22 protein-coding genes are annotated in these 22,675 nt (G+C 65.4%); 15 read left to right on the plus strand and 7 right to left on the minus strand.

Annotated features, from left to right (window positions below):
* Positions 1-1,257, plus strand: a 1,257-nt coding sequence (locus tag WBG82_RS01575) for an ABC transporter permease (protein ID WP_424420521.1), incomplete at its 5' end; no start/stop codon positions are given.
* Between the two features lie 135 nt (positions 1,258-1,392).
* Positions 1,393-2,148: a Bax inhibitor-1/YccA family protein gene (locus WBG82_RS01580; RefSeq protein WP_424420524.1), complete on the plus strand. Its 756-nt coding sequence runs from the start codon at positions 1,393-1,395 to the stop codon at positions 2,146-2,148.
* Positions 2,149-2,279: 131 nt separating this feature from the next.
* Here the strand turns inward: WBG82_RS01580 and WBG82_RS01585 are convergent, their stop codons facing one another.
* Entirely contained in the window at positions 2,280-2,678 is a 399-nt protein-coding gene (locus WBG82_RS01585; RefSeq protein WP_424420527.1) for a DUF2794 domain-containing protein, read from the minus strand.
* Between the two features lie 432 nt (positions 2,679-3,110).
* On the opposite strand from WBG82_RS01585, the gene WBG82_RS01590 reads away from it, so the two are divergent.
* Genes WBG82_RS01590 through WBG82_RS01605 form a run of 4 tightly spaced genes read left to right on the plus strand, consistent with a single transcriptional unit; the run spans position 3,111 to position 7,972 of the window.
* On the plus strand, positions 3,111-4,169 hold the full coding sequence (locus WBG82_RS01590; protein ID WP_424420529.1) for an ABC transporter ATP-binding protein: 1,059 nt from the start codon (positions 3,111-3,113) through the stop codon (positions 4,167-4,169).
* Entirely contained in the window at positions 4,166-4,900 is a 735-nt protein-coding gene (locus WBG82_RS01595; RefSeq protein ID WP_424420531.1) for an ABC transporter permease subunit, read from the plus strand. The genes WBG82_RS01590 and WBG82_RS01595 overlap by 4 nt, the downstream gene beginning before the upstream one ends.
* Before the next feature lie 4 nt (positions 4,901-4,904).
* Complete coding sequence (locus WBG82_RS01600) at positions 4,905-6,857, plus strand: Gldg family protein (RefSeq protein WP_424420533.1); 1,953 nt, start codon at positions 4,905-4,907, stop codon at positions 6,855-6,857.
* Positions 6,858-6,859: 2 nt separating this feature from the next.
* Positions 6,860-7,972 (plus strand): DUF4340 domain-containing protein, encoded by a 1,113-nt coding sequence (locus WBG82_RS01605; protein WP_424420536.1) that lies wholly within the window; start codon positions 6,860-6,862, stop codon positions 7,970-7,972.
* 117 nt (positions 7,973-8,089) lie between these two features.
* Here the strand turns inward: WBG82_RS01605 and acnA are convergent, their stop codons facing one another.
* Positions 8,090-11,197 carry an aconitate hydratase AcnA gene (gene acnA / locus WBG82_RS01610; RefSeq protein WP_424420538.1) on the minus strand — a complete coding sequence of 1,036 codons (3,108 nt, stop codon included), beginning with the start codon at positions 11,195-11,197 and terminating at the stop codon, positions 8,090-8,092.
* 336 nt (positions 11,198-11,533) lie between these two features.
* Between acnA and WBG82_RS01615 the strand changes: the two genes are divergently transcribed.
* From WBG82_RS01615 to WBG82_RS01640, 6 genes are all read left to right on the plus strand, one after another.
* Complete coding sequence (locus WBG82_RS01615; protein ID WP_424420540.1) at positions 11,534-12,370, plus strand: crotonase/enoyl-CoA hydratase family protein; 837 nt, start codon at positions 11,534-11,536, stop codon at positions 12,368-12,370.
* Between the two features lie 22 nt (positions 12,371-12,392).
* On the plus strand, positions 12,393-13,019 hold the full coding sequence (gene ccmA, locus WBG82_RS01620) for a heme ABC exporter ATP-binding protein CcmA (RefSeq protein WP_424420691.1): 627 nt from the start codon (positions 12,393-12,395) through the stop codon (positions 13,017-13,019).
* Entirely contained in the window at positions 13,016-13,687 is a 672-nt protein-coding gene (gene ccmB / locus WBG82_RS01625) for a heme exporter protein CcmB (protein WP_424420542.1), read from the plus strand. The genes ccmA and ccmB overlap by 4 nt, the downstream gene beginning before the upstream one ends.
* Positions 13,688-13,763: 76 nt before the next feature.
* Positions 13,764-14,534 carry a heme ABC transporter permease gene (locus tag WBG82_RS01630; protein WP_424420544.1) on the plus strand — a complete coding sequence of 257 codons (771 nt, stop codon included), beginning with the start codon at positions 13,764-13,766 and terminating at the stop codon, positions 14,532-14,534.
* A 3-nt stretch (positions 14,535-14,537) separates the two neighbouring features.
* Positions 14,538-14,735 carry a heme exporter protein CcmD gene (gene ccmD, locus WBG82_RS01635; RefSeq protein ID WP_424420546.1) on the plus strand — a complete coding sequence of 66 codons (198 nt, stop codon included), beginning with the start codon at positions 14,538-14,540 and terminating at the stop codon, positions 14,733-14,735.
* A complete protein-coding gene (locus WBG82_RS01640) occupies positions 14,732-15,283 on the plus strand; it encodes a DsbE family thiol:disulfide interchange protein (protein ID WP_424420548.1) in 552 nt (183 codons plus the stop codon). Before ccmD ends, WBG82_RS01640 begins: the two co-directional genes overlap by 4 nt.
* A gap of 18 nt (positions 15,284-15,301) precedes the next feature.
* Here WBG82_RS01640 and WBG82_RS01645 read toward each other — a convergent pair whose 3' ends face one another.
* Entirely contained in the window at positions 15,302-15,862 is a 561-nt protein-coding gene (locus tag WBG82_RS01645) for a MarR family winged helix-turn-helix transcriptional regulator (RefSeq protein WP_424420550.1), read from the minus strand.
* A 324-nt stretch (positions 15,863-16,186) separates the two neighbouring features.
* Here WBG82_RS01645 and WBG82_RS01650 point away from each other — a divergent pair, with 324 nt between their 5' ends.
* The 3 genes from WBG82_RS01650 (at position 16,187) to WBG82_RS01660 (ending at position 18,836) form a co-directional block, all read left to right on the plus strand.
* Positions 16,187-16,819, plus strand: coding sequence for an NUDIX domain-containing protein (locus tag WBG82_RS01650; RefSeq protein ID WP_424420552.1), 633 nt, complete (start codon positions 16,187-16,189; stop codon positions 16,817-16,819).
* A gap of 144 nt (positions 16,820-16,963) precedes the next feature.
* A complete protein-coding gene (locus WBG82_RS01655; protein WP_424420694.1) occupies positions 16,964-18,586 on the plus strand; it encodes an MFS transporter in 1,623 nt (540 codons plus the stop codon).
* 1 nt (position 18,587) lies between these two features.
* Entirely contained in the window at positions 18,588-18,836 is a 249-nt protein-coding gene (locus tag WBG82_RS01660; protein ID WP_424420555.1) for a hypothetical protein, read from the plus strand.
* Here the strand turns inward: WBG82_RS01660 and WBG82_RS01665 are convergent.
* Genes WBG82_RS01665 through dapF form a run of 4 tightly spaced genes read right to left on the minus strand, consistent with a single transcriptional unit; the run spans position 18,833 to position 22,545 of the window.
* Positions 18,833-19,456: a septation protein A gene (locus tag WBG82_RS01665; RefSeq protein WP_424420557.1), complete on the minus strand. Its 624-nt coding sequence runs from the start codon at positions 19,454-19,456 to the stop codon at positions 18,833-18,835. The genes WBG82_RS01660 and WBG82_RS01665 overlap by 4 nt on opposite strands.
* A 4-nt stretch (positions 19,457-19,460) precedes the next feature.
* Positions 19,461-20,414 (minus strand): signal recognition particle-docking protein FtsY, encoded by a 954-nt coding sequence (ftsY, locus tag WBG82_RS01670; protein WP_424420560.1) that lies wholly within the window; start codon positions 20,412-20,414, stop codon positions 19,461-19,463.
* Positions 20,411-21,676, minus strand: coding sequence for a tRNA (N(6)-L-threonylcarbamoyladenosine(37)-C(2))-methylthiotransferase MtaB (mtaB, locus tag WBG82_RS01675; protein ID WP_424420563.1), 1,266 nt, complete (start codon positions 21,674-21,676; stop codon positions 20,411-20,413). Before mtaB ends, ftsY begins: the two co-directional genes overlap by 4 nt.
* Positions 21,673-22,545, minus strand: a complete 873-nt coding sequence (gene dapF / locus WBG82_RS01680) for a diaminopimelate epimerase (RefSeq protein WP_424420565.1) — start codon at positions 22,543-22,545, stop codon at positions 21,673-21,675. The genes mtaB and dapF overlap by 4 nt, the downstream gene beginning before the upstream one ends.
* Positions 22,546-22,675 lie beyond the last annotated feature (130 nt).

Below are 22,675 nucleotides of genomic sequence, written 5' to 3' on the forward strand. Positions count from 1 at the left end.
GAGCAGCCCCGGTTCGCGCTCTGGTTCGTCATCGGCGCGGCGCTCGTCTTCGCCGCGCTCCGGCTCGCGGCGGCGGGCATCATGGCGCTGGCGGCGAGGATCGGCGGGCGCACGCCCGAAATGCGCCTCGCCCTTGCCAATCTCCATCGGCCGGGCGCGGCGACGGCGGCCGTCGTCCTCTCGCTCGGGCTCGGCCTTACGCTTCTCGTCACCGTCTCGCTCATCAACGGCAATCTTTCCGGCGAGATCGTGAAGGAGCTTCCGGGCCGCGCGCCGTCCTTCTTCTTCGTCGACATCCAGCCCGATCAGAGCGCGGCATTCGAAAGCCTGGTGCGCGCGGCGCCCGGCGTCGTCAAGTTCGAGCGTGTGCCGATGCTCCGTGGGCGGATCGTTGCCGTGAACGGCGTGCCCGCCGACCGCGTCCGGGCGGCGCCCGATGCCCAATGGGCGCTCCAGGGCGACCGGGGCATCACCTATGCACGCCATCTGCCCGAGAATTCGACGCTTGCGAGCGGCGCCTGGTGGCCTGCGGATTATGAGGGTCCGCTTCTCGTCTCCTTCGGCGACGATCTGGCGCGCGGGCTCGGGCTCAGGCTGGGCGACAGGCTCACGGTCAATGTGCTCGGGCGCGAACTCGAGGCGCGGCTCGCCAATACGCGGTCGATCGACTGGCAGAGCCTCGGCATCAATTTCGTCATGATCTTTTCTCCCGGCACGCTCGAGGCGGCACCCCATACCGAGCTTGCGACCGTGACCATGGCGCCCGAAGGAGAGGCGGCGCTAGAACGCGAGGTCACGGCCCGGTTTCCGAACGTGACCTCAGTGCGGGTCAAGGAGGCGCTCGAGGCGGTCAACGGCCTTCTCGGCCAGTTCTCGCTCGCCGTGCGGACGATCGGCATGGTGACGCTCGCCGCCGGCATCCTCGTCGTCGCCGGGGCGATGGCGGCGGGTTTCCGAGCGCGGGTCCGGGACGCGGTCATCCTCAAGGTGCTGGGCGCGACGCGGGCGCGCATTCTCGGCATCTATGTCCGGGAATATGCGGTGCTTGGTCTTTCGACGGCGCTCGTCGCCGCCATTGCGGGCAGCGCGGCGAGCTATGTGGTCGTCACGCGGATCATGGAGCTTCCCTGGCATCCGCTGCCGGGCGTTCTCGCGGGCACGGTCGCTATCGCCACGGCGGCGACCGTCGGCCTCGGCCTTTCGGGCACCTGGCGGGCGCTTTCCGCGCCCGCGGCGCCGGCCTTGCGCAGCGACTGACGGAGATTTGTTAACTTCCTGTCATCGTTGGAAAATCCGTCCGCCGGATCGGGCGGGACAGCGGCCCATTTCCCTTGAATTCACCGTCCAAACAACCAATATTGTCCGCAAGCACTGCCAGGAGGGTGCATCGATATGGCCAATTTCGACCAAGACAGGCTCAGCAGGACCGGCGCGGGCGTTCGCGAAGCTGCGATCGACCAGGGCCTGCGCAGCTACATGCTCAGCGTCTACAACTACATGGCGGCGGGCCTTGCCATTACCGGCGTTGTCGCGTGGTTTGCCTTCCAGGCGGCCGTGCAGCAGACGGCGGATGGCGCGCTTACGCTTTCGCCCTTCGGCGTCGCCCTCTACACGAGCGCGCTGAAGTGGGTGGTTCTCTTCGCGCCGCTGGGGCTCGTTTTCTTCCTCAGCGCGAGGATCAGCCGGATGAGCGTTTCCGCCGCCCAGATCTCGTTCTGGGTCTTTGCGGGCCTCATGGGGCTTTCGCTGTCGAGCGCGTTCCTCGTCTATACCGGCACGAGCATCACGCAGACCTTCTTCGTGACCGCGATCGCCTTCGGCTCGCTCAGCCTCTACGGCTACACGACGAAGCGTGATCTTTCCGCCTTCGGCTCGTTTTTGTTCATGGGCCTGATCGGCATCATCGTCGCCTCGCTCGTCAATCTCTTCCTTCAGAGCTCGGCTCTCCAGTTCGCCGTCTCGGTGATCGGCGTGCTGCTCTTCGCGGGCCTCACCGCCTACGACACGCAGCGGATCAAGGAGATGTACTGGGAAGGCGACGGCACGGCCGTCATGGGCAAGAAGGCGATCATGGGCGCGCTCGCGCTCTATCTCGACTTCATCAACATGTTCATGTTCCTGCTGCAGTTCATGGGCGATCGCCGCTGAACCCGCGACACGGACGGAATAGGGAAAGCCCCGGAGGAAACTCCGGGGCTTTTCGTTTGGGGGCGCGGGTCGTTTGGGGGTGCGGGTCGTTTGGGGATGCGCGACGTTTATGGATGCGGGGTGCCGCCTTCCTAGCCGGTGACGAGGCGGAGCACGCGTTTCTCGAAGACCTTGAGCACCTGCTTCAGATCATGGCCGCGCTTCAGCACGAGGCCCGTCGCGGCGACGACGCTGTATGCGCCCTGGCGTCGCGCGAGCTTCGGGCGCTTCTCGATGCGGAACAGCGGCTGCTCGCTGGTGCGTCTGTGGACGGCGAAGACGGCGACATCGCGCGTCGAGCCGATCGCATAGTCACGCCATTCGCCCTCGACTACCTTGCGGCCATAAACGGTGAGGATCGCGTCGAGCTCGGCCCGGTTGAAGAATATGTCGGGCTCGCGGAGCTGTTTCGGCGGCGCCTGCGTCGACGAAATGACGAGGCTCAGCGAGCCGCGCTCGCTATCGGGCCCTCCCTCGGCGCTGTCGGTCATGCGCGGCCGTCCTCCCTTATTGCGGGCTCGCCGTCGAGGCCGGAGCCGCTCTCCGCGGGAGCGGATTTCCGCCTTTCGAGGCTTTTCCCGATCGGGCCCATAATCACAATATTGCCTTTTTTCAGCCCTTGCGAGGCCACACTGGACCGACATTCTAGCACCGTTGCCTCACTGGCCCGGTCCTCATGGAAGTTCCGGTATCATCAGCCCCCCCAGCCCCACCGGGATGGATTTAGGGGACCGGGCCACCCCTTCAAGGCAATGTTCCCCGCTTTGAATGCTTGCGCTGCCCGGTCCTCCACCCGGGCGGCGTTCGCATGCGCGCATGGCGCACGATGAAACATCTTTCACTTGAGGGGTTCATTGCCTTGGCCTACACATCTCGGAGCCCATTTCGAGATCCTTGGCAGGGGGAGGCGAGGCTCGAGGCATGTGCCCGATCCTCCAGGAGCAGGCGTCATCATTCAGTCCAGCATGCAGACGGCGAATAGCAAGGTGGCCGAAGGCGAGGAAATGATCTTCATCGATGGGTTGGTGAAGCGTTTCGGGCCTTTCACGGCGGTCGACGGCATCAGTTTCAGCGTCTCGCGCGGCGAGGTTCTCGGCTTTCTCGGGCCGAACGGCGCGGGCAAATCCACGACGATGAAGATGATCACCGGCTTCCTCGCGCCGAGCGAGGGAACGGCCTCGATCCGCGGGCACGACATCGTCACCGAACGGCTCGCCGCCCAGCGCATGATCGGCTATCTGCCCGAAGGCGCGCCCGCCTATGGCGACATGACGCCGCGCGGCTTCCTCAAATTCATCGCCCGCATCCGCGCGCTTTCGGGCGCCGCCGCCGAGCGCGCCATCGCCGAGGCAGTCGAGGCGACGGAGCTTCAGGGCGTGCTCGACCAGCCGATCGACACGCTCTCCAAGGGGTTCCGCAGGCGCGTCGGTCTTGCCCAGGCGATCCTGCACAATCCGCCCGTCCTCATCATGGACGAGCCGACCGACGGCCTCGATCCCAACCAGAAGCACGAGGTCCGCAAGCTCATCGCCCGCATGGCGGCGGAGAAGGCGATCATCATCTCGACCCATATTCTGGAAGAGGTCGACGCCATCTGCACGCGCGCGCTCATCATTGACCGCGGCCGCATCGTCGCCGACGGGACGCCCGCCGAACTCATTTCGCGCTCGCGCTATCACAATGCCGTGTCGCTGACCGTTGGCGGCCAGATGACGGCGGCGGCGGCCGAGGCGCTGAAGGCGCTGCCCGGCATCGAGAGCATCGAAATCCATCCGCGCGGCAGCGAGACGACCTTCACCCTCTTCCCGCTGCGCGAGGCGAGCGCCGCGGGCGCCAAGCTCATCGACGCGGTCGCCGCGCTCGCGCATGAGATGAACTGGCCGGTGCGCACGCTTTACGGCGAACCCGGCCGCCTCGACGAGGTCTTCCGCAAGCTCACGCGCTCCGATACGGCCGACAATCAGGAAAAGAACGCCGCATGAGAGAGCTTGCAGCCATTTTCCGCCGCGAGCTTGGCGGCTATTTCGCGACGCCGCTCGCCTTCGTCTTCATCGTGATCTTTCTCTTCACGATGGGCGCCTTCACCTTCTACATGGGCGGCTATTTCGAGTCCGGCCAGGCCGATCTCCAGATCTTCTTCAACTTCCACCCCTGGCTCTATCTCTTCCTCATTCCCGCGATCTCGATGCGCCTATGGGCGGAGGAGCGCCGCACGGGCTCGATCGAGCTTCTGCTGTCGCTGCCCATTCCGCTCTGGGCGGCCGTGCTCGGCAAGTTTCTCGCCGCATGGGCCTTTTCCGGCATCGCGCTCGCGCTCACCTTTCCGATGTGGCTCACGGTCAACTATCTCGGCGACCCGGACAATGGCGTGATCGTCGCCGGCTATATCGGCAGCTTCTTCATGGCGGGCGGCTATCTCGCCATCGGCTCCTGCCTGTCGGCGACGACGAGGAACCAGGTCATCGCCTTCGTCATTAGCGTCGTCGTCTGCTTCCTCTTCACGGTCGCGGGCCTTCCGCTCGTCACCGATTTCTTCGCCAGCTGGGTGCCGCAGGAGGTGCTCAACACCATCGCCTCCTTCTCCTTCCTCACCCATTTCAACGCCATCACGCAGGGCGTCATCGATCTGCGCGATGTCATCTACTTCTTCACGCTGATCGCCACATGGCTCATCGCCTGCGGCATCGTCGTCGACATGAAGAAGGCGGGGTAGGGCCATGCTGAAGTCGCTGAACCGCACACATCTGCGTTCGAGCTACGGCCTGGCGACGCTGGTGCTCCTTGCCGTGTTCTTCATCGCGGTCAATCTCTTCTCGAACATCGTCTTCCGCTCGGCGCAGGCCGATCTCACTCAGAACCGCCTCTTCACGCTTTCGCAGGGCACCGAAAACGTGCTGGCGAAGATCGACGAGCCGATCACGCTCAAATTCTTCTATTCGGAATCGCTCGCGACCGATTTTCCGCAGATCAGGACCTATGCGAACCGCGTCCGCGACCTGCTGCAGGAAATCCGCGCCCGCTCGCATGGCAAGGTGATCCTGCAGGTCATCGACCCCGAGCCCTTCTCCGAGCAGGAAGATCTCGCCATGTCGCTCGGCCTCAAGGGCGCGCGGACGACCGAGGGCGAGGTCATCTATTTCGGTCTGGTCGGCACCAATCTCGTCGATGGCATCGAGGCGGTTCCCTTTTTCTCTTCCGCCCGCCAGCAATATCTCGAATATGACGTGACGCGGCTCATCCAGAATCTGAGCCGCCCGAAGAAGCCCGTGCTCGGCATCGTCACGAACCTGCCGATGGATACGGGCGCGGGCGGGCTCATGGAGGCGATGCGCGGCAACTCGCAGCCCTTCATGATCTATCAGGAGCTTCAGAACCGCTTCGAGATCAATTTCCTCGAGCAGAAATTCGTCAAGGTGCCGAGCAAGGTCGATGTGCTGCTGATCGCCCATCCGCGCCAGCTCGATGAAAGCACGCTCTACGCCATCGACCAGTTCGTGATGCGCGGCGGCCGCGTCATGGCCTTCGTCGACCCTCATTCGGAAGTGAGTCTCACGGCGGGGCCCGGCGGCCAGCCCGTGCAAGGCTATACGGAAGCGTCGAACCTCGAGCCGCTTCTGACCACATGGGGCGTCGAGTTCGATCCGAAGCATGTCGTCGGCGACCGGGACCTCGCCATGCGCGTGCAGACGGGGCTCGATGCGCGGCGGCAGACGAGCGACTATGTGCTCTGGATGACCGTGCCGAAGTCCAATCTCGATCAGGACGACATCGTGACGGCGAATGTCGATCATCTGAACTTCGCCACGGCGGGCGCTCTCTTGCCGGCGAAGGGCGCGAGCACGAAGTTCACGCCGCTCATCTGGTCGACGGAGGATTCCGAACTTTACGATCTCGACTATGTGAAGTCGGGCCCGACGCCGGACGATCTCCTCAGCCGCTTCAAGGCCGACAATCAGCGCCACGTCATCGCGGCGCGCATTTCGGGTCCGCTGAAGAGCGCCTTCACGACAACGCCGCCGCCGCCGACCGGCGTTTCGGAGAAGAGCCAGACTTCGGACGCGGCCGACAAGCCGGACGAATATGTCGGCGCGACGAAGAGCGACGCCAATATCATCGTCGTTGCCGATTCCGACATTTTCGATGACCGCTTCTGGGTCCAGATCCAGTCAGACGGCGCCGACCGCGTGGCGCAGCCCTTCGCCGACAATGCGAAGTTCGTGCTCTCGGCCATCGACAATCTCATGGGGTCGGACGATCTCATCTCGCTCAGGGCGCGCGAGCGCGCCGACCGGCCGTTCGTCGTCGTCGACAATCTGCGGCGCGAGGCCGACCGGCAGTTCCTCGCCGAGCAGGAAAGGCTCAAGGCGAAGATTTCCGAAACCGAGCGGCGGCTCGCCGCGCTTCAGACCGAGGGCCCGAACGGCGCGGTGGAGCAGTCTTCCGATCCGCATGCGCAAGAGGAGATCGCGCAGTTCCGGGCCGAGCTTCTCCAGAGCCGCAAGGCGCTGCGCGATGTCGAGCGCAACCTCCGCCGCAATATCGACCGGCTCGCGACCGAAGTGCGCTTCGTCAATGTGGCGCTGATGCCCGTTCTCGTCGCGGCGCTCGCTCTCGTGCTGGCCGTCATTCGCCATCGCCGCCGCAAGGCGCGCGCGGCCAAGGGGGTGTGAGCGTGGCGACAGATTTCCGGACCGTCTGGACCAACCGTCCGCTTCGCAATCTTCTGCTGCTTGCGCTCGCAACGCTCGTCGCCGTGGTCGCGGCGAGCGTCGCCGTCGTCACGCAGGAGCGCGGCGTGCGCGTGCGGTTCGAGCCGCGCGCGATGTTTCCCGGGCTCGAGACCCAGCTCGACCGCGTGTCGAAGGTCACCTACACGCTCGGCCGCGGCATCAGGGGCGTCGACAAGATCACGCTCGAGCGCGCGCCCGGCGGCAAGTGGACGGTCGCCAACCGCAAGAACTATCCCGCCCAGCAGGATCTCGTGCAGAAGCTCCTCATCGGCGTCTCCGAGATCAATCTCTATGAGCCGCGCACGGCGCGGGCCGAATGGCACCGCAATCTCGGCCTGCTCGCGCCCGAGGATCTCGGCACGGCGACGCGGGTCGAATTCTTCGATGCCAAGGGCGAGCGCATGGCCGCATTGCTCGCCGGCAAGGTGCCCGACCAGACCGGCGATGCGCGCGGGCAGGGCATGATCTATGTGCGCCGCGACGGCGAGGACCAGACCTATCTCGCGCGGGGGCGTCTGCCGCTCTTCCAGTCCGCGCAGGAATGGCTCGATACGAAGTTCCTCGACATAGCGCGCAGCGAGATCGCGCGCGTCACGCTCTGGGCGGGCACGGACAATCCGATCATCATCGGCAGGGCCTCCGCCGACGACAACGACTTCGTGCTGGAGAACATTCCGAAGGGCCGCGTCACGCGCGGCGCGCCGATCGTCAATGGCGCGGCGACCACCATCGTCGATCTCACATTCGACGATGCGGTGCCCGCGGGCTCGCTCGACTTCACGGCGATCTCGCCCAAGGCTGTCTTCGAAACTTTCGACGGGCTGCGTCTCACGATGGAGCTTACGGGCGGCGGCGGCGCGCTCTGGGCGAAGGTCACAGCCGAGGCCGATCCGGCGATCGCCCGGCCGGGCGCGGACGCGAAGGCCGCCGAAACCAAGGCCGCGGAGATCAATGCGCGGGTCAAGGACTGGCTCTACAAGCTGCCGCAGCAGGCGGGCAACCAGCTCACGCAGTCCATGGATCAGCTCACGCATGAGGCGGGGCTCGAAAACTGACATCGGCCGGCGCCAGGCTGCGCGGGCCTTTCTTCCGGCTGCCGGCATCAGGCACAGCGGCAAACAAAAAGGGCGCTCCCGAGGGAGCGCCCTTTTCACGTTCTGGCGATATGCGCGTTACGCGGCGAGGCGGCGCAGCACATATTGCAGGATGCCGCCATTGGCGTAGTAGTCGAGCTCGTCCTGCGTGTCGATGCGGCAGAGCAGGTCGATCGCCTTCTTCGTTCCGTTCTTGAAGGTGATCACGGCCTTGACCCTGGCGCGCGGCTTCACGCCCTTGAGGCCCTCGACCGTCACCGTCTCCGAACCGTCGAGGCCGAGCGACTGCCAGCTCTCGTCACCGATGAACTGGAGCGGAGCAACGCCCATGCCGACCAGGTTCGAGCGGTGGATACGCTCGAAGCTCTGCGCGATGACGGCCTTGACGCCGAGAAGCATGGTGCCCTTCGCCGCCCAGTCGCGCGACGAGCCGGTGCCATACTCCTTGCCAGCGAAGATGACGAGCGGAACGCCACGGCGCTTGTACTCCATCGCCGCGTCGTAGATCGGCATCTGCGTGCCTTCCGGCTCGAGCTTCGTCAGGCCGCCTTCGATCCCCCTCAGCATCTGGTTCTTGATGCGGATGTTGGCGAAGGTGCCGCGCATCATCACTTCGTGATTGCCGCGCCGCGCCCCATAGGAGTTGAAGTCCTGGGCGCCGACCTGCTTGGCGTTCAGATAGGAGCCGGCCGGGCTCTGCACCTTGATGTTGCCGGCGGGGGAGATGTGATCGGTCGTGATCGAATCGGCGAAGAGACCGAGGATGCGCGCATCCTTCACATCTTCCATCGGCGAGAGGTCGCGCGACAGATGCTCGAAGTAGGGCGGGTTCTGCACATAGGTGCTGTCGCCGTCCCAGTCATAGGTGAGGCCGCCCGTGACCTTGATGGCCTGCCAGTGCGCGTCGCCGTCGAAGACGTTGGCGTAGCGCTTGCGGAACATCTCCGGTGTCACGCAGCCGCGCACCGTCTCGACCACTTCGCTCGTGCTCGGCCAGATGTCCTTCAGATAGACGGGCTGGCCATTGGAGCCGGTGCCGAGCGGCTCCTTCGTCAGGTCGATCTGCGTCGAGCCCGCGATCGCATAGGCGACGACGAGCGGCGGCGAGGCGAGGTAGTTCGCCTTGACGTCGGGCGAGACGCGGCCTTCGAAGTTGCGGTTGCCCGAAAGGACGGCCGAGGCGACGACGTCATTCTTGTTGATCGCCTGGCTGATCTCGGTCGGCAGCGGACCCGAATTGCCGATGCAGGTCGTGCAGCCATAGCCGACGAGGTTGAAGCCCATGGCGTCGAGATCGGCCTGGAGCCCCGACTTCGTCAGATAGTCGGTGACGACCTGGGAGCCCGGCGCGAGCGAGGTCTTGACCCAGGGCTTCACCTTGAGGCCGAGACGGCGCGCATTGCGGGCGACGAGGCCGGCGGCAACGAGCACGTTCGGGTTCGAGGTGTTGGTGCAGGAGGTGATGGCGGCGATCACCACGTCGCCATGACCGATATCGAAGTCCTTGCCCTCGACCGGCACGCGCGTCTTCGCCTGGCCGGGCTTGCCGAATTCCTTTTCGAGCGCGGTGGCGAAATTCGACGCGACATCGGTGAGCGCGACGCGATCCTGCGGGCGCTTCGGACCGGCGAGTGAGGGAACGACGGTCGAGAGATCGAGTTCGAGCGTGTCGGTGAAGACCGGGTCGGGCGTGTTCGTCTCGCGGAACGTGCCCTGGGCCTTCGCATAGGCTTCGACCAGCGCCACGCGCTCGTCCGAGCGGCCCGTGGCCTTGAGGTACTTCAGCGTCTCGTTGTCGATCGGGAAGAAGCCGCAGGTCGCACCATATTCCGGCGCCATGTTGGCGATGGTGGCGCGATCCTCGAGCGTCAGATTGTCGAGGCCCGAGCCGAAATACTCGACGAACTTGCCGACGACGCCCTTCTTGCGGAGCATCTGCGTGACGGTGAGCACCATGTCGGTCGCGGTCACGCCGTCATTGAGCTTGCCCGTGAGCTTGAAGCCGATGACTTCGGGGATGAGCATGGAGACGGGCTGGCCGAGCATGGCGGCCTCCGCCTCGATGCCGCCCACGCCCCAGCCGAGAACAGCAAGGCCGTTCACCATCGTGGTGTGGCTGTCGGTGCCGACGCAGGTGTCGGGATAGGCGATCTCTTCCTTGCCTTCCTTCTTCGTCCACACGGTCTGCGCCAGATATTCGAGGTTCACCTGGTGGCAGATGCCGGTGCCCGGCGGCACGACGCGGAAATTGTCGAACGCCTTGGAGCCCCAGCGCAGGAACTCATAGCGTTCGCGGTTGCGCTCATATTCGATGTCGGTGTTCTGCTTGAAGGCGAGCGGGGTGCCGAACTTGTCGACCATGACCGAGTGGTCGATGACGAGGTCGACGGGCACGAGCGGATTGATGCGCTTCGGATCGCCGCCGAGGTTCTTCACGGCATCGCGCATCGCGGCGAGGTCGACAACGGCGGGAACGCCGGTGAAGTCCTGCATCAACACGCGGGCCGGACGATAGGCGATCTCGCGGTCCGAAGTGCGGTCCTTGAGCCACTTCTTCATGGCGCGGATATCGTCGGCGGTGACGGTGCGGCCATCCTCGAAGCGCAGAAGATTCTCAAGCAGCACCTTCAGCGAAAAGGGCAGGCGCGAAATACCGTTGAGCCCGTTCTTCTCGGCCGCCTTGAGGCTGTAATAGGTGTAGCTGCGCTTGCCGACCTTCAGCACCTGCCGGGCGGCGAAGCTGTTGCCACCGGCCTGCGCCTTCTTCGCGGGCGCGGCCTTCCTTGCGGCGGGCTTCTTCGCGGCTACCTTCTTCGCGGGCGCTGCCTTGTTCGCAACCGGCTTCTTCGCAGCGGGCTTCTTCGCGGGGGCGGCCTTCTTTGCGGCTACCTTCTTCGCGGGAGCAGCCTTCTTCGCAACCGGCTTTCTGGCGGGCGCTGCCTTCTTCGCGGGAGCGGCCTTCTTCGCCGCGGGCTTCTTCGCGGGAGCCGCCTTCTTCGCAACCGGCTTTCTGGCGGGCGCTGCCTTCTTCGCGGGAGCCGCCTTCTTCGCAGCAGGCTTCTTCGCGGGAGCCGCCTTCTTGGCCGGGGCAGTCTTCTTCGCGGCCGGCTTCTTCACGGCCGCTGCCTTCCCGGCGACAGGCTTCTTCGCGACAGGCTTCTTCGCCGCTGCCTTTGCCTTTGCCACGGGCTTCTTCCGGGCTGCGGGTTTCGTCGCTGCAGGTTTTGCAGACTTCGCTGCGGGCTTTTTCGCGGCAGGCTTCTTCACCGCCTTCGCTTTAGCCGGGGCTTTTCTCGCCATTCCAAAGTTCCTTGATGCTGCCGGCCCGGGCTGGCGGGAGAGGGGCCTCGAGGGGTGCCCGCGCGGAGAATGCGCCGGGGCCCCGGATCGCCGCCGCTTTACGCCGATGGGCCTATATGCTTAACGCGCGAGACTATAATGTCTTTCGAGTGTGAACGCTATGCTTCGCCCGCCGGATGACGGGTGATAATGAATGTGCAGTGAAGACGCAGGGAGAGCGGCATGGCAGCGGTTCGTGTAGAGAAAGATGGTCCGGTCACGACGGTCATTCTGAACCGCGCCGACGTGAAGAATGCGGTCGACAGGCCGACGGCGGTGGCGCTCGCCGATGCGTTTCTCGACTTCGAAAAGGACGAGGGGGCGCTCGTCGCCGTCTTCGCGGGCGATCACGGCACGTTTTGCGCGGGCGCCGATCTCAAGGCGGTGTCCGAAGGTGGCGCCCAAGGGCGTGGCGGCGACGGAGTGCACCGCAGCAATCGCACCACGCCTCCCGGAACCGGCCTCGATTTCGACAGGCTCGCGGCCGACGGTCCCATGGGGCCGTCGCGCATGGTGCTCTCCAAGCCGGTGATCGCGGCGGTTTCGGGCTATGCGGTCGCGGGCGGGCTCGAACTCGCGCTCTGGTGCGACATGCGGGTCGTCGAGGAGGATGCGCAGATGGGCGTCTTCTGCCGCCGCTGGGGCGTGCCGCTCATAGATGGCGGCACGGTGCGCCTGCCGCGCCTCATAGGGCACTCGCGCGCCATGGATCTCATCCTCACCGGCCGCGCGGTCGGCGCGGAGGAGGCGCTCGCCATGGGGCTTGCCAATCGCATCGCGCCGAAGGGGCAGGCACGCGCGGAGGCCGAACGCCTCGCCGCCGACATTGCGCGCTTCCCGCAGCTCTGCCTGCGCCATGATCGCATGTCGGCCTATGAACAATGGGACCTGCCCTTCGATCGGGCGATGGCCAATGAATTCGAGCATGGCCGCAAGGTTCTCGCCTCGGGCGAAACCTTCAGGGGCGCGGCGCGCTTCGCAAGCGGCAAGGGGCGGGGCGGAAGGTTCGATGAAATCTGAGAGCGGCGCGCCCGTTTCCCCCCTGCGCCTCACGGCGGAGAACCTTGCCTGCCAGCGCGGCGGACGGGTGGTCTTCCGGCGGCTGTCCTTCGAGGTCCAGGCGGGCGAGGCGCTCGTCGTGACGGGCCCCAATGGCGCGGGAAAATCGAGCCTCCTGCGTCAGATCGCCGGCCTCGTCGAGATCGCGGAAGGTCGCCTCGCTCTCAATGGCGGCGATCCCGAACGGAGCCTGCCGGAGCAGGCGCATTATGTGGGTCATCTCGATGCGCTGAAGCCCGCCATGAGCGTGCGTGAGACAGCGGAATTCTGGTCTGATTTTCTCGGCGGCGATGAAGCCGATATCGGCCATGCGCTGGAACGGCTCGATCTCGCGGGTCTGACGGCGCTTCCCGTCGCCTATCTCTCCGCCGGCCAGCGGCGGCGGCTTGCCCTTTCGCGCCTCCTGCTCGCGCCGCGCCCGCTCTGGCTCCTCGACGAGCCGAGCGTCGCGCTCGACCGCGCGAGCCTTGCCCGGCTCACCGCGCTCATGGAAGCGCATCTCGCGGAAGGCGGGATCATCGTCGCGGCGACGCATCAGGAACTGGGGCTTGCGAGCGCGCGACCTCTCGTCCTCGGTCCGCAGCGCGCGACCGCGGAGGCGCCGGCATGATGCGCGCCTTTCTGAGCCTCATCCGGCGCGATACGAAACTCGCCATCCGCATCGGCGGCGGCGGCGGCATGGCGGTCTTCTTTTTCCTAGTCGTTATCTCCATCGTGCCGCTCGGCGTCGGGCCCAATCTGAAGCTGCTGGGGCAGATCGCGCCGGGCATGCTCTGGGTGGCGCTTCTGCTTTCGGCGCTGCTGACGCTCGACCGGCTCTTTCAGGCCGATTTCGAGGATGGCTCGCTCGATGTGATGATGGCGGGCGCGCTGCCACTCGAATTCGTCGCCGCGGCGAAGGCGGTGAGCCACTGGCTCACCACGGGCGTGCCGCTCGTCATCGCGGCGCCGCTTCTCGGGCTTCTGCTCAATCTCGATGTCGCGGCCTTCTGGCCGCTGATCCTCGCCATGCTTGTCGGGACGCCCGCCTTGAGCTTTCTCGGCACGGTAGGGGCGGCGCTCACCGTCAGCGTCCGGCGCGGGGGACTTCTCGCCTCGCTTCTCGTCATTCCCTTCTATATCCCCGTCCTCATTTTCGGCGTCGGGGCGGCGGGCGGCGCGTCGGCGGTGGAGGGCGCGGGGCGGCAGAGCCTTCTCCTCCTTGCCGCGGTGGCGCTTGTGAGCCTCGTTCTCGGGCCGGTCGCCTCGGCGGCGGCGCTCAGGGCCAATCTCAGATGAAGGGCTCGCAAGAGCGCGCCATGCGCGGCAAAATGACCGCCGCCATCCCTTGCCCTTGGAAGGATAGGACAGCTAAATGGCGGGCATGTCCGAGCTGACCGCGATCCAGAGGTTTCATGCCTTCGCCAATCCGGCGCGCTTCATGGCGCTGTCGGACAGGCTGATCCTGCCTTTCGGCCTCATCACGGCGGCGCTTCTCGCCGCCGGGGTCTATCTGTCGCTCTTCGTCGCGCCGCCCGACTACCAGCAGGGCGAGACGGTGCGGATCATGTACATCCATGTGCCCGCGGCCTGGCTCGCCATGTTCGGCTACATGACCATGGCGGGCGCATCGGCCGTGGCGCTCGTCTTCCGCCATCCCCTCGCCGATATGTGCGCGAAGTCGGCTGCGCCGCTCGGCGCCGCCTTCACCTTCCTCGCGCTCGTCACCGGCTCGCTCTGGGGCCGGCCCATGTGGGGCGCGTGGTGGGTGTGGGATGCGCGGCTCACCTCGATGCTGATCCTGCTCTTTCTCTATCTCGGCTATATGGCGCTCTGGGCGACGATCGAGGAGCCGGTCCGCGCCGGGCGCGCGGCGGCGGTGCTCGCGCTTGTCGGCTCGATCAACGTGCCGATCATTCATTACTCCGTCGTCTGGTGGAACACGCTGCACCAGCCGGCGAGCGTCTTCCGCATTGGCGGCCCGACGATCGCGACCTCGATGCTGGTGCCGCTCCTCGTGATGGCGCTCGGCTTCACCTTCTTCTTCGTGACGCTGCTTCTCGTCCGTATGCGTGCGGAAATTCTGAGACGGCGGGTCAGGGCGCTGCGCCTTGCGCGGACAGAGCCCGTGGGCGAGGAGGGCTAGGCCATGGCGGCGTTTCTCGACATGGGCGGCTATGCCGTTTTCATCTGGCCCTGCTATGCCATCGCGGCCATCGTCATGATCGGGCTCGTGGTGCAGAGCCTCGCCGATCTCAGAGCGCAGCGGCGGCTGGTGAGCGAACTCGAAGCAGGTCAGCAGGTGCGTCCGCGCGCTCGCGCGCGCTCGGGGAGCGGCCGTCCATGAGGCTTTCGGCGCTCATTCCGGCGGGGCTCTTCATTCTCGTCGCGGGCTTCTTTCTCATCGCCGTCTATCGCGGCGATCCCTCGCAAGTGCCTTCGGCGCTCATCGGGCGCCATGTGCCGGACTTCACGCTCGCGCCCGTCGAGGGGCTCGATCTTCCGGGGCTTGCGAGTGGCGATTTCGGGCAGGGCAAGCCCGCCATCGTCAATGTGTTCGCTTCATGGTGCGTGCCGTGCCGGCAGGAGCATCCCGTGCTCGTCGAGTTGAAGCGGATCGCCGGCGTGCCGCTCTATGCGATCAACTACAAGGACAACCCGGAAGCGGCGCGCCGCTTCCTTGGCGAGCTTGGCAATCCCTATGAGCGGATCGGTGCCGACCGGGCGGGCCGCACCTCGATAGACTGGGGTGTATATGGTGTGCCGGAGACCTACATCGTCGATGGCGAAGGGCGCATCGCTTACAAGCATGTAGGTCCGCTGACGCCGCAGATCGTCAGCGAGAAAATTCTGCCGGCGCTCAAAGCCGCCCGCGTCGCGAAGGCGGGAGACTGAGCGCCGGCTCTTTCGATCTCAGGACGCCTTGCGACGCCCGCCCGCGGCGCGCTTCGCCGCCGCCGGAGCCTTGCGTGGCGCTGCCGCCTGCCGCTTTGCCTTCGGCGCCGCCGGCTTCTCCGCCGTCTTCAGCTGCTCGATCGCGCCGGCGAGACTGCTCAGGCCACGAAGCAGCTCGGTCTGCGCCGTCTTGGGCAACAGATCGAGCAGAGCCTTTTCCGCCTGAAGGGCGCGCGGCATCGCATTCGTCAGAGCGCGACGTCCCGCCGCCGTCAGACGCACGGCGTTGGCGCGCGCGTCTTCCGCGGTGCGCTTGCGGGCGAGAAGACCGTTGCCGATCATGCGGCTGATCATGTCCGCAAGCGTCGAGCGGTCGATGCCGGTTCTGTTGACGAGATCGGTCTGGCTCAGGCCCTCTTCCTCGTTCACCGCGAAGAGGACGATGAACTGGCGCGGCGTGATCGTGCTGGCGCCCATATGCTGGACGAACTGATCATAGGCAAACTGCTGGGCGCGCCGCAGAAGATGGCTGAGAGAACTCTCAAGCTCATAACTACCCGACGACTTTCTGGCTGCCATTTTTGAGAACCTCCGGTACAAGTGCGGGAACCTCGTTCACTGGACCGGGTTCCATTCGCATGAAGAACAAGCCGCGCGGACTTCATTCGATCCTGCCGCTTCGTGGAGCCATGCCGTTGGCTCAATCCTGCGCGCAATAATATGCTCATATGTACCCGACTAATGGCTTGATGCAAGAGGCGGCTGAGGTGCAAAAGGCGCATCGTGCTCTCCGATGTCGGAAGATGTCGGCCAATGCCGCGATTTGGACATAATGTACGCTCAACACGGCGGGCCGACGGGCACATCCGGCTGAGTTCCGTGGACGGATCAAAGGAAAGTGAAATGTCGGATTTTCCCGAAAAGGCCAGCCGCCCGGCGCCGCAGGGCGCCATGAAGCATCGCGAGCCGGGATCGGAACGCGAGATGCTCTTTGCGCGGCGTGTGCCAACCGGGGACAGCCAGCCGCGCGACATCTGCGGGCATTGCGGCTTTATCCATTACGATAACCCCAAAATAGTCGTTGGCTCGGTCGTCACTCACACGACCGAGAGCGATGGCGAGCGCTTCCTGATGTGCCGGCGCGCCATCGAGCCGCGCAAGGGCTTCTGGACGCTGCCAGCCGGCTTCATGGAACATGGGGAGACGACGGAGGATGGCGCGCGGCGCGAGGCGAGGGAGGAGGCGAATGCCGACATCCGCATTCGCGACATGCTGGCGATCTACAACATTCCGCGCATCGGTCAGGTGCAGATCATGTATCGCGCCGAGCTCGCCTCGCCGAACTTCTCGGCAGGTCCCGAAAGTCTGGAGGTGGCGCTTTTCAAATGGGAGGACATCCCCTGGGGCGAGCTTGCTTTCCCCAGCGTCCATTGGGCGCTCACTCAGTTTCGCGCCGCCGCCGGCCAGACGGTGATCGCGCCCTTCACCAATCCGGAAGGCGAAACCGGCGGAAGGTTTCCGCCGCGCGCGCCCTGAACTTCCCCAAAATATTCTGGCTCCGAAGCTCCGTTCACGGCATCCTCCCGCTCGGGCCGGTAGGGGCCGGCCCCGATATCGTTTGATGGCGGGGAGGGGAAGATCGTGGCGGAGAGCATCTTGTCGCGCGCGCGGGCTCGAGGAATGTCGCCGGAGGAGCGGAGGGTCGTCTTCGCCTCCTCGCTCGGCACGATGTTCGAGTGGTACGACTTCTTCGTTTATGGCGCGCTCGCCGCCATCTTCTCCAGGCAGTTCTTCGCCGGGGTCAACGACACTGCAGCGTTCATTTTCGCGTTGCTGGTCTTTGCGGCCGGGTTTGCCGTCCGGCCGTTCGGCGCTCTCGTCTTCGGCCGGCTCGGCGATCTCGTCGGGCGCAAATACACCTTCCTCGTCACCATCCTCATCATGGGTCTTTCGACCGTCTTTGTCGGCGTGCTGCCGACCTATGAGACGGCGGGGATTCTCGCGCCGATCGGTCTCGTGGCGCTCCGCATGCTGCAGGGCCTTGCGATCGGCGGCGAGTATGGCGGGGCGGCCACCTATGTCGCCGAGCATGCGCCTGCCGGCAAGCGCGGCGCCTATACGTCCTGGATCCAGATGACGGCGACGGCCGGTCTCTTTCTCTCGCTGCTCGTCATTCTCGGCTGCCGTGCCGTCATCGCGCCCGATGCGTTCGACGACTGGGGCTGGCGTGTTCCGTTCCTCATGTCGGCGCTTCTTCTTGCCATATCGGTGTGGATACGGCTGAAGCTCGACGAGTCGCCCATCTTCAAGCGCATGCAGAAGGAGGGGAAGGGATCGAAGTCGCCGCTGCGCGATTCATTCGCCAGGTGGTCCAATCTCAAGATCGTGCTTCTGGCGCTGTTCGGCCTTTCCATGGGCGAGGCGGTGGTCTGGTACACGGGCCAGTTCTACGCCCTCATCTTCCTGACGCAGGTGCTCAAGGTCGAACCGCAGACCGCGAACATTCTCGTCGCTGGCGGGCTCGTGATCGGAACGCCCTTCTTCGTCATCTTCGGCTGGCTCTCCGATCATATCGGGCGCAAGCCGATCATCATGGCGGGATGCCTTCTCGCCGCGCTCACCTATTTCCCGATCTTCAAGGGGATCACCCATTACGCCAATCCGGCCCTCGAGCTTGCGCAGATGAGCGCGCCGGTAACGGTCGTCGCCGATCCGAAGGGATGCTCTTTCCAGTTCAATCCCGTCGGCACCGCCGCCTTCACCTCGTCCTGCGACGTCGCCAAGAGCGCCCTCGTCAAGCGCGGCGTGCCCTATGACAACGAGGCGGCGCCCGCGGGCGCGCCGACCGAGATCCATGTCGGTGGCGTCGTCATTCCCTCGTTCGATGCGAAGGGCGAGAACGCGAAGGCGGAGGCGGCCGCCTTCGAAGAGGCGCTCACAAGCGCGCTCGCGCAGGCGCGCTATCCCGCCAAGGCCGATCCCCAGCGCATCAACGAGGCGATGGTGATCCTTCTCATCGGCATTCTCGTCATCTTCGGCGCGCTGACCTATGGGCCGATCGCGGCGATGCTGGTGGAGCTCTTTCCGGCGCGCATACGCTACTCGTCGCTTTCGCTTCCCTATCACATCGGCAATGGCTGGTTCGGCGGCTTCATGCCGCCCGTCGCCTTCGCCGTCATCGCGGCGACGGGGAACATGTATGACGGGCTCTGGTATCCGGTGATCATCGCCGCCGTGACCTTCGTCGTCGGCATGCTCTTCCTGCCCGAGACGAAGGATCGAAGCATCCATCACGAGGGCTGATGTGAAGCATGCGACGGCGGCAGCGCTCGATCATCTCGAACCGCTTCTCGTCTCGTTGCGGCAGATCGAGGGGCTGAGCGAGCGCTCGCGCGGTGTCTTCTACCGGAAGGGCAGGGCCTTCCTGCATTTTCACGAGGACCCGGAAGGGCTTTTCGCCGATATGCGGGCGGAGGGCGATTTCGTGCGCCATCGCGTCTCGACCGTGGCGGAGCAGAAGCGGTTTCTCGCGGCGGTGAAAAAGAGCCTCTAGTCGGCCGCGGGTGTTTCCGGCGCCTTTTCCGTTTCCGGCGCGGCGTATTTCCGGAAGACCGGAAGCTGCGTCATGGCGAAGGCCATGGTGAGCGGCATGATGCCGAAGAGCTTGAAGCCCGCCCAGAATTCGGTCGAGAAATTCCGCCAGACGATTTCGTTGATCGCCGCGAGGACGATGAAGAAAAGACCCCAGCGGCGCGTCAGCACCATCCAGCCTTCGTCGGTGAGGTCGAGCGCGCCGTCGAAAAGCCGCTTTAGCAGCGGATAGCCCGCCCATGACGCGCCGAGAAGCGCGCCCGCGAAAAGCAGGTTCACCAGGGTCGGCTTCACCTTGATGAAGGTCTCGTCGTGAAGAACGAGGGTCAGCGTGCCGAAGACGAGGACAAAGACGCCGGTGACGAGCGGCATGGTCGGAATCTTGCGGAAGCGCAGATAGGAATAGAGAAGCGAGGCCACTGTCGCGGCCATGAAGCCGCCCGTCGCGTAATAGATGTTGCCCGAGGCCGGGCCGCCGAAGATCGCGTCGGCGCGGGCGTTGAGAAGAAAGAAGACGGCGAGCGGACCCAGCTCCAGAAGCATGCGCAGGCCCTGACCGGCGGCTTTTCCATTCGCGCTCATGCCGTCAGCTCGCTCCCGTTATCGCGCGGGCAAACGCATCCGCCTCGAAGGTCTGGAGATCGTCGATCTGCTCGCCCACGCCGATCATGTGGACGGGAAGCCCGAAGCGGCTCGCAATCGCGACGAGAATGCCGCCGCGCGCCGTGCCGTCGAGCTTCGTCATCACGAGGCCGGTGACATTGGCGATCTTGCCGAAGATCTCGACCTGGTTGACGGCATTCTGTCCGGTCGTCGCATCGAGGACGAGAAGCGTCGCATGGGGCGTCTCGGGATCGAGCTTGCGCATGACGCGCACGATCTTCTCGAGTTCGGCCATGAGGTCGGTCTTGTTCTGGAGGCGGCCGGCCGTGTCGACGAGAAGGAGGTCCGTTCCTTCCTGCTTCGCGCGGGCAAGCGCCTCATAGGCGAGCCCGGCCGCGTCGCCGCCGACCTTGGTGGTGACGACAGGGGCGCCGATGCGCTCGCCCCAGACCTTGAGCTGCTCGACGGCGGCGGCGCGGAACGTATCGCCTGCGGCGAGCATCACGCTCTTGCCGTCGCGTTTGGCGCGGGCGGCGATCTTCGCCGCCGTCGTCGTCTTGCCGGCGCCATTGACGCCGACCATCAGCACGACGAAGGGTTTTTTCGTGGCGTCAATGACGAAGGGCTGTTCGACCGGCGCGAGAACCTTGGCGATCTCTTCGGCGAGGATCGTGCGGATTTCCTCCGGCGTCACTTCCTTGTTGTAGCGGTCGCGGCCGACAGCCTCGGTGATGGCAAGCGCGGTGTCGACGCCGAGATCGGCGGCGATGAGCAGCTCCTCCAGCTCGTCGAGCGTCGCCTGATCGAGCTTCCTCTTCGTGAAGATGCCGGTGATGCCGTCCGAAATGGTTCGCGTCGAGCGTGCGAGCCCTTCCTTCATCCGCTGAAAGAGGGAACGCTTCTTCTGCTGCTCCTGCACTTCGCCCGTCTCGTTCATGCCGCACACTGGCCCTGGAAGGAGACGCCATCATGGGCGGCGAGGCGGACGTCGAGGATCTCGCCCGGGCGCACGCTCGCATTGACGAGGTGAACGGGCGTGAACTGGTTCGTGCGGCCGAGCGTCTCGCTTTCCATGAGCACGGTCCGCGTCGTTCCGACGCCCTCCTCGAGGTGGAGGCGGACACGTTCGGCGCCCTTGGCACGCAGGCGCTCGGCGCGGGACTTGATGACGGCGCGATCGACCTGCGGCATGCGCGCGGCGGGCGTGCCGGGACGCGGCGAGAAGGGGAAGACGTGCAGCCAGGTGAGGCCGCATTCATCGACAAGGCGCAGCGTGTTCTCGAACATTTCCTCGGTCTCTGTCGGGAAGCCCGCGATGAAATCGGCGCCGAAGACGATGTCGGGCCGGAGGCGGCGCGCCTCGATGCAGAAGCGGATCGAGTCCTCGCGCAGATGCCGGCGCTTCATGCGCTTCAGGATCATGTTGTCGCCCGACTGAAGCGAGAGATGGAGATGCGGCATAAGCCGCTCCTCGTCGGCGATGAGGCGCATGAGTTCGTCGTCGGCCTCGATCGAGTCGATCGAGGACAGCCTGAGCCGCTCGAGTTCCGGCACGAGCTTCAGGATGCGGCGGGCGAGATTGCCGAGGCTCGGATGGCCGGGAAGGTCGCTGCCATAGGAGGTGATGTCGACGCCGGTGAGCACGACTTCCTTGTAGCCCGCCTCGACGAGGGTGCGGACCTGCGCCACGACCTCGCCCGCGGCGACGCTTCGCGAATTGCCGCGGCCATAGGGAATGATGCAGAAGGTGCAGCGATGGTCGCAGCCGTTCTGCACCTGCACGAAGGCGCGGGCGCGGCCTTCGAAACCGTGAACGAGATGGCCGGCCGTTTCGCGCACCGACATGATGTCGTTGACGATGACCTTTTCGTTCGAGTGGAGAGCGACGGCAGGCTGCCAGCTTTCGGCCTTCATCTTCTCGTCATTGCCGAGGACGAGATCGACCTCGGGCATCTGCGCGAATTCGGCGGGCGCGATCTGCGCCGCGCAGCCGGTGACAATGATGCGCGCTTCCGGGTGCTCGCGCCGCGCCTTGCGGATCGCCTGGCGCGCCTGGCGCACGGCTTCGTTCGTCACCGCGCAGGTGTTGAAGATGATCGCGCCTTCGAGCCCGGCCTTTTCGGCGTGTTCCTTCATCACCTCGGATTCATAGGCGTTGAGGCGGCAGCCGAAGGTGACGACATCGGAAGGCTTCTTCATGCCACGACTCCACCGGCGAGAAGGCGCGGATCGAGATCGCCTTCAAACTCGAAGGTGACCGGGCCCGTCATGTAGACGTGATTGTCCGCCTCGCGCCATTCGATCTCGAGATCGCCGCCGGGAAGCGTGACCGTCACCTTGCGCGCGGTGAGGCGCTTGCGGACACCGGCGACGGCAGCGGCGCAGGCGCCCGTTCCGCAGGCAAGCGTGAGCCCGGCGCCGCGCTCCCAGACGCGCAGCTTGATGTGATCGGGGGCGAGGACTTCCGCAACCGAGATGTTGGCCCGCTCGGGAAAGAGCGGATGGTTCTCGAGCATGGGGCCGATGCGCGCGAGGTCGATCGCGTCCGCATCCTTCACGAAGAAGATCGCGTGCGGATTGCCCATGCTGACGACGCCGGGCGAATGCATGACGGGATTGCCGAGCGGCCCGACCTCAAGCTCGATCGAGCGCGTATCGGCGAATTCCTCCGACAGCGGGATCTCGTTCCACTTCAGCCTCGGCTCGCCCATGTCGACGGTAATGCGCCCGTCGCCCGCATCGAAGCAGACGACCGGCCCCGACGGCGTCTCGAGGCGGATTTCCTTCCTGCCCGTTTCGTCCATGAGCAGCCGGCCGACGCAGCGCGTGGCATTGCCGCAGGCGCCGACCACCGAGCCGTCGGCATTGCGGATGCCCATATAGGCGTCGCCGTCGCCGCGAGGGCGCTCGATGGTGATGAGCTGGTCGCAGCCGACGCCCTTTTCGCGGTCGGCGATGGCGCGGGTCTGCGTTTCGGAGAGGGCAAGCGGCGTCTCGCGGACGTCCAGCACGACGAAGTCGTTGCCGAGCCCGTTCATCTTCCGGAAATGCGTGCGCGCCGTCACCATGATGGCCGCTTATATGGCGCTTTTCGCCCCGAAATGCCAGTTGATTGCCGCTTTGTGGGCGGGCGCTCTGGCGGTTAGTGTCTCCCTGTTGCCACTTGATGATGCCACCGGGCTGCCAAAGGAGGAACGG

This window comes from Parvibaculum sp. (genome assembly GCF_049671045.1).
Classification (GTDB): Bacteria; Pseudomonadota; Alphaproteobacteria; order Parvibaculales; family Parvibaculaceae; genus Parvibaculum.

Bases quoted from the DNA above. Each gene is read 5' to 3' on its own strand.
- WBG82_RS01615 (WP_424420540.1), top strand. From the start codon at position 11,534: ATGGCAGCGGTTCGTGTAGAGAAAGATGGTCCGGTCACGACGGTCATT.
- WBG82_RS01665 (WP_424420557.1), bottom strand. From the start codon at position 19,456: ATGAGCGCGAATGGAAAAGCCGCCGGTCAGGGCCTGCGCATGCTTCTG.
- WBG82_RS01655 (WP_424420694.1), top strand. From the start codon at position 16,964: ATGTCGCCGGAGGAGCGGAGGGTCGTCTTCGCCTCCTCGCTCGGCACG.
- ccmB (WP_424420542.1), top strand. From the start codon at position 13,016: ATGATGCGCGCCTTTCTGAGCCTCATCCGGCGCGATACGAAACTCGCC.
- WBG82_RS01595 (WP_424420531.1), top strand. From the start codon at position 4,166: ATGAGAGAGCTTGCAGCCATTTTCCGCCGCGAGCTTGGCGGCTATTTC.
- dapF (WP_424420565.1), bottom strand. From the start codon at position 22,545: ATGGTGACGGCGCGCACGCATTTCCGGAAGATGAACGGGCTCGGCAAC.
- WBG82_RS01640 (WP_424420548.1), top strand. From the start codon at position 14,732: ATGAGGCTTTCGGCGCTCATTCCGGCGGGGCTCTTCATTCTCGTCGCG.
- WBG82_RS01650 (WP_424420552.1), top strand. From the start codon at position 16,187: ATGTCGGATTTTCCCGAAAAGGCCAGCCGCCCGGCGCCGCAGGGCGCC.
- WBG82_RS01630 (WP_424420544.1), top strand. From the start codon at position 13,764: ATGGCGGGCATGTCCGAGCTGACCGCGATCCAGAGGTTTCATGCCTTC.
- mtaB (WP_424420563.1), bottom strand. From the start codon at position 21,676: ATGAAGAAGCCTTCCGATGTCGTCACCTTCGGCTGCCGCCTCAACGCC.
- WBG82_RS01600 (WP_424420533.1), top strand. From the start codon at position 4,905: ATGCTGAAGTCGCTGAACCGCACACATCTGCGTTCGAGCTACGGCCTG.
- WBG82_RS01645 (WP_424420550.1), bottom strand. From the start codon at position 15,862: ATGGCAGCCAGAAAGTCGTCGGGTAGTTATGAGCTTGAGAGTTCTCTC.
- WBG82_RS01580 (WP_424420524.1), top strand. From the start codon at position 1,393: ATGGCCAATTTCGACCAAGACAGGCTCAGCAGGACCGGCGCGGGCGTT.
- ccmD (WP_424420546.1), top strand. From the start codon at position 14,538: ATGGCGGCGTTTCTCGACATGGGCGGCTATGCCGTTTTCATCTGGCCC.
- WBG82_RS01585 (WP_424420527.1), bottom strand. From the start codon at position 2,678: ATGACCGACAGCGCCGAGGGAGGGCCCGATAGCGAGCGCGGCTCGCTG.
- ftsY (WP_424420560.1), bottom strand. From the start codon at position 20,414: ATGAACGAGACGGGCGAAGTGCAGGAGCAGCAGAAGAAGCGTTCCCTC.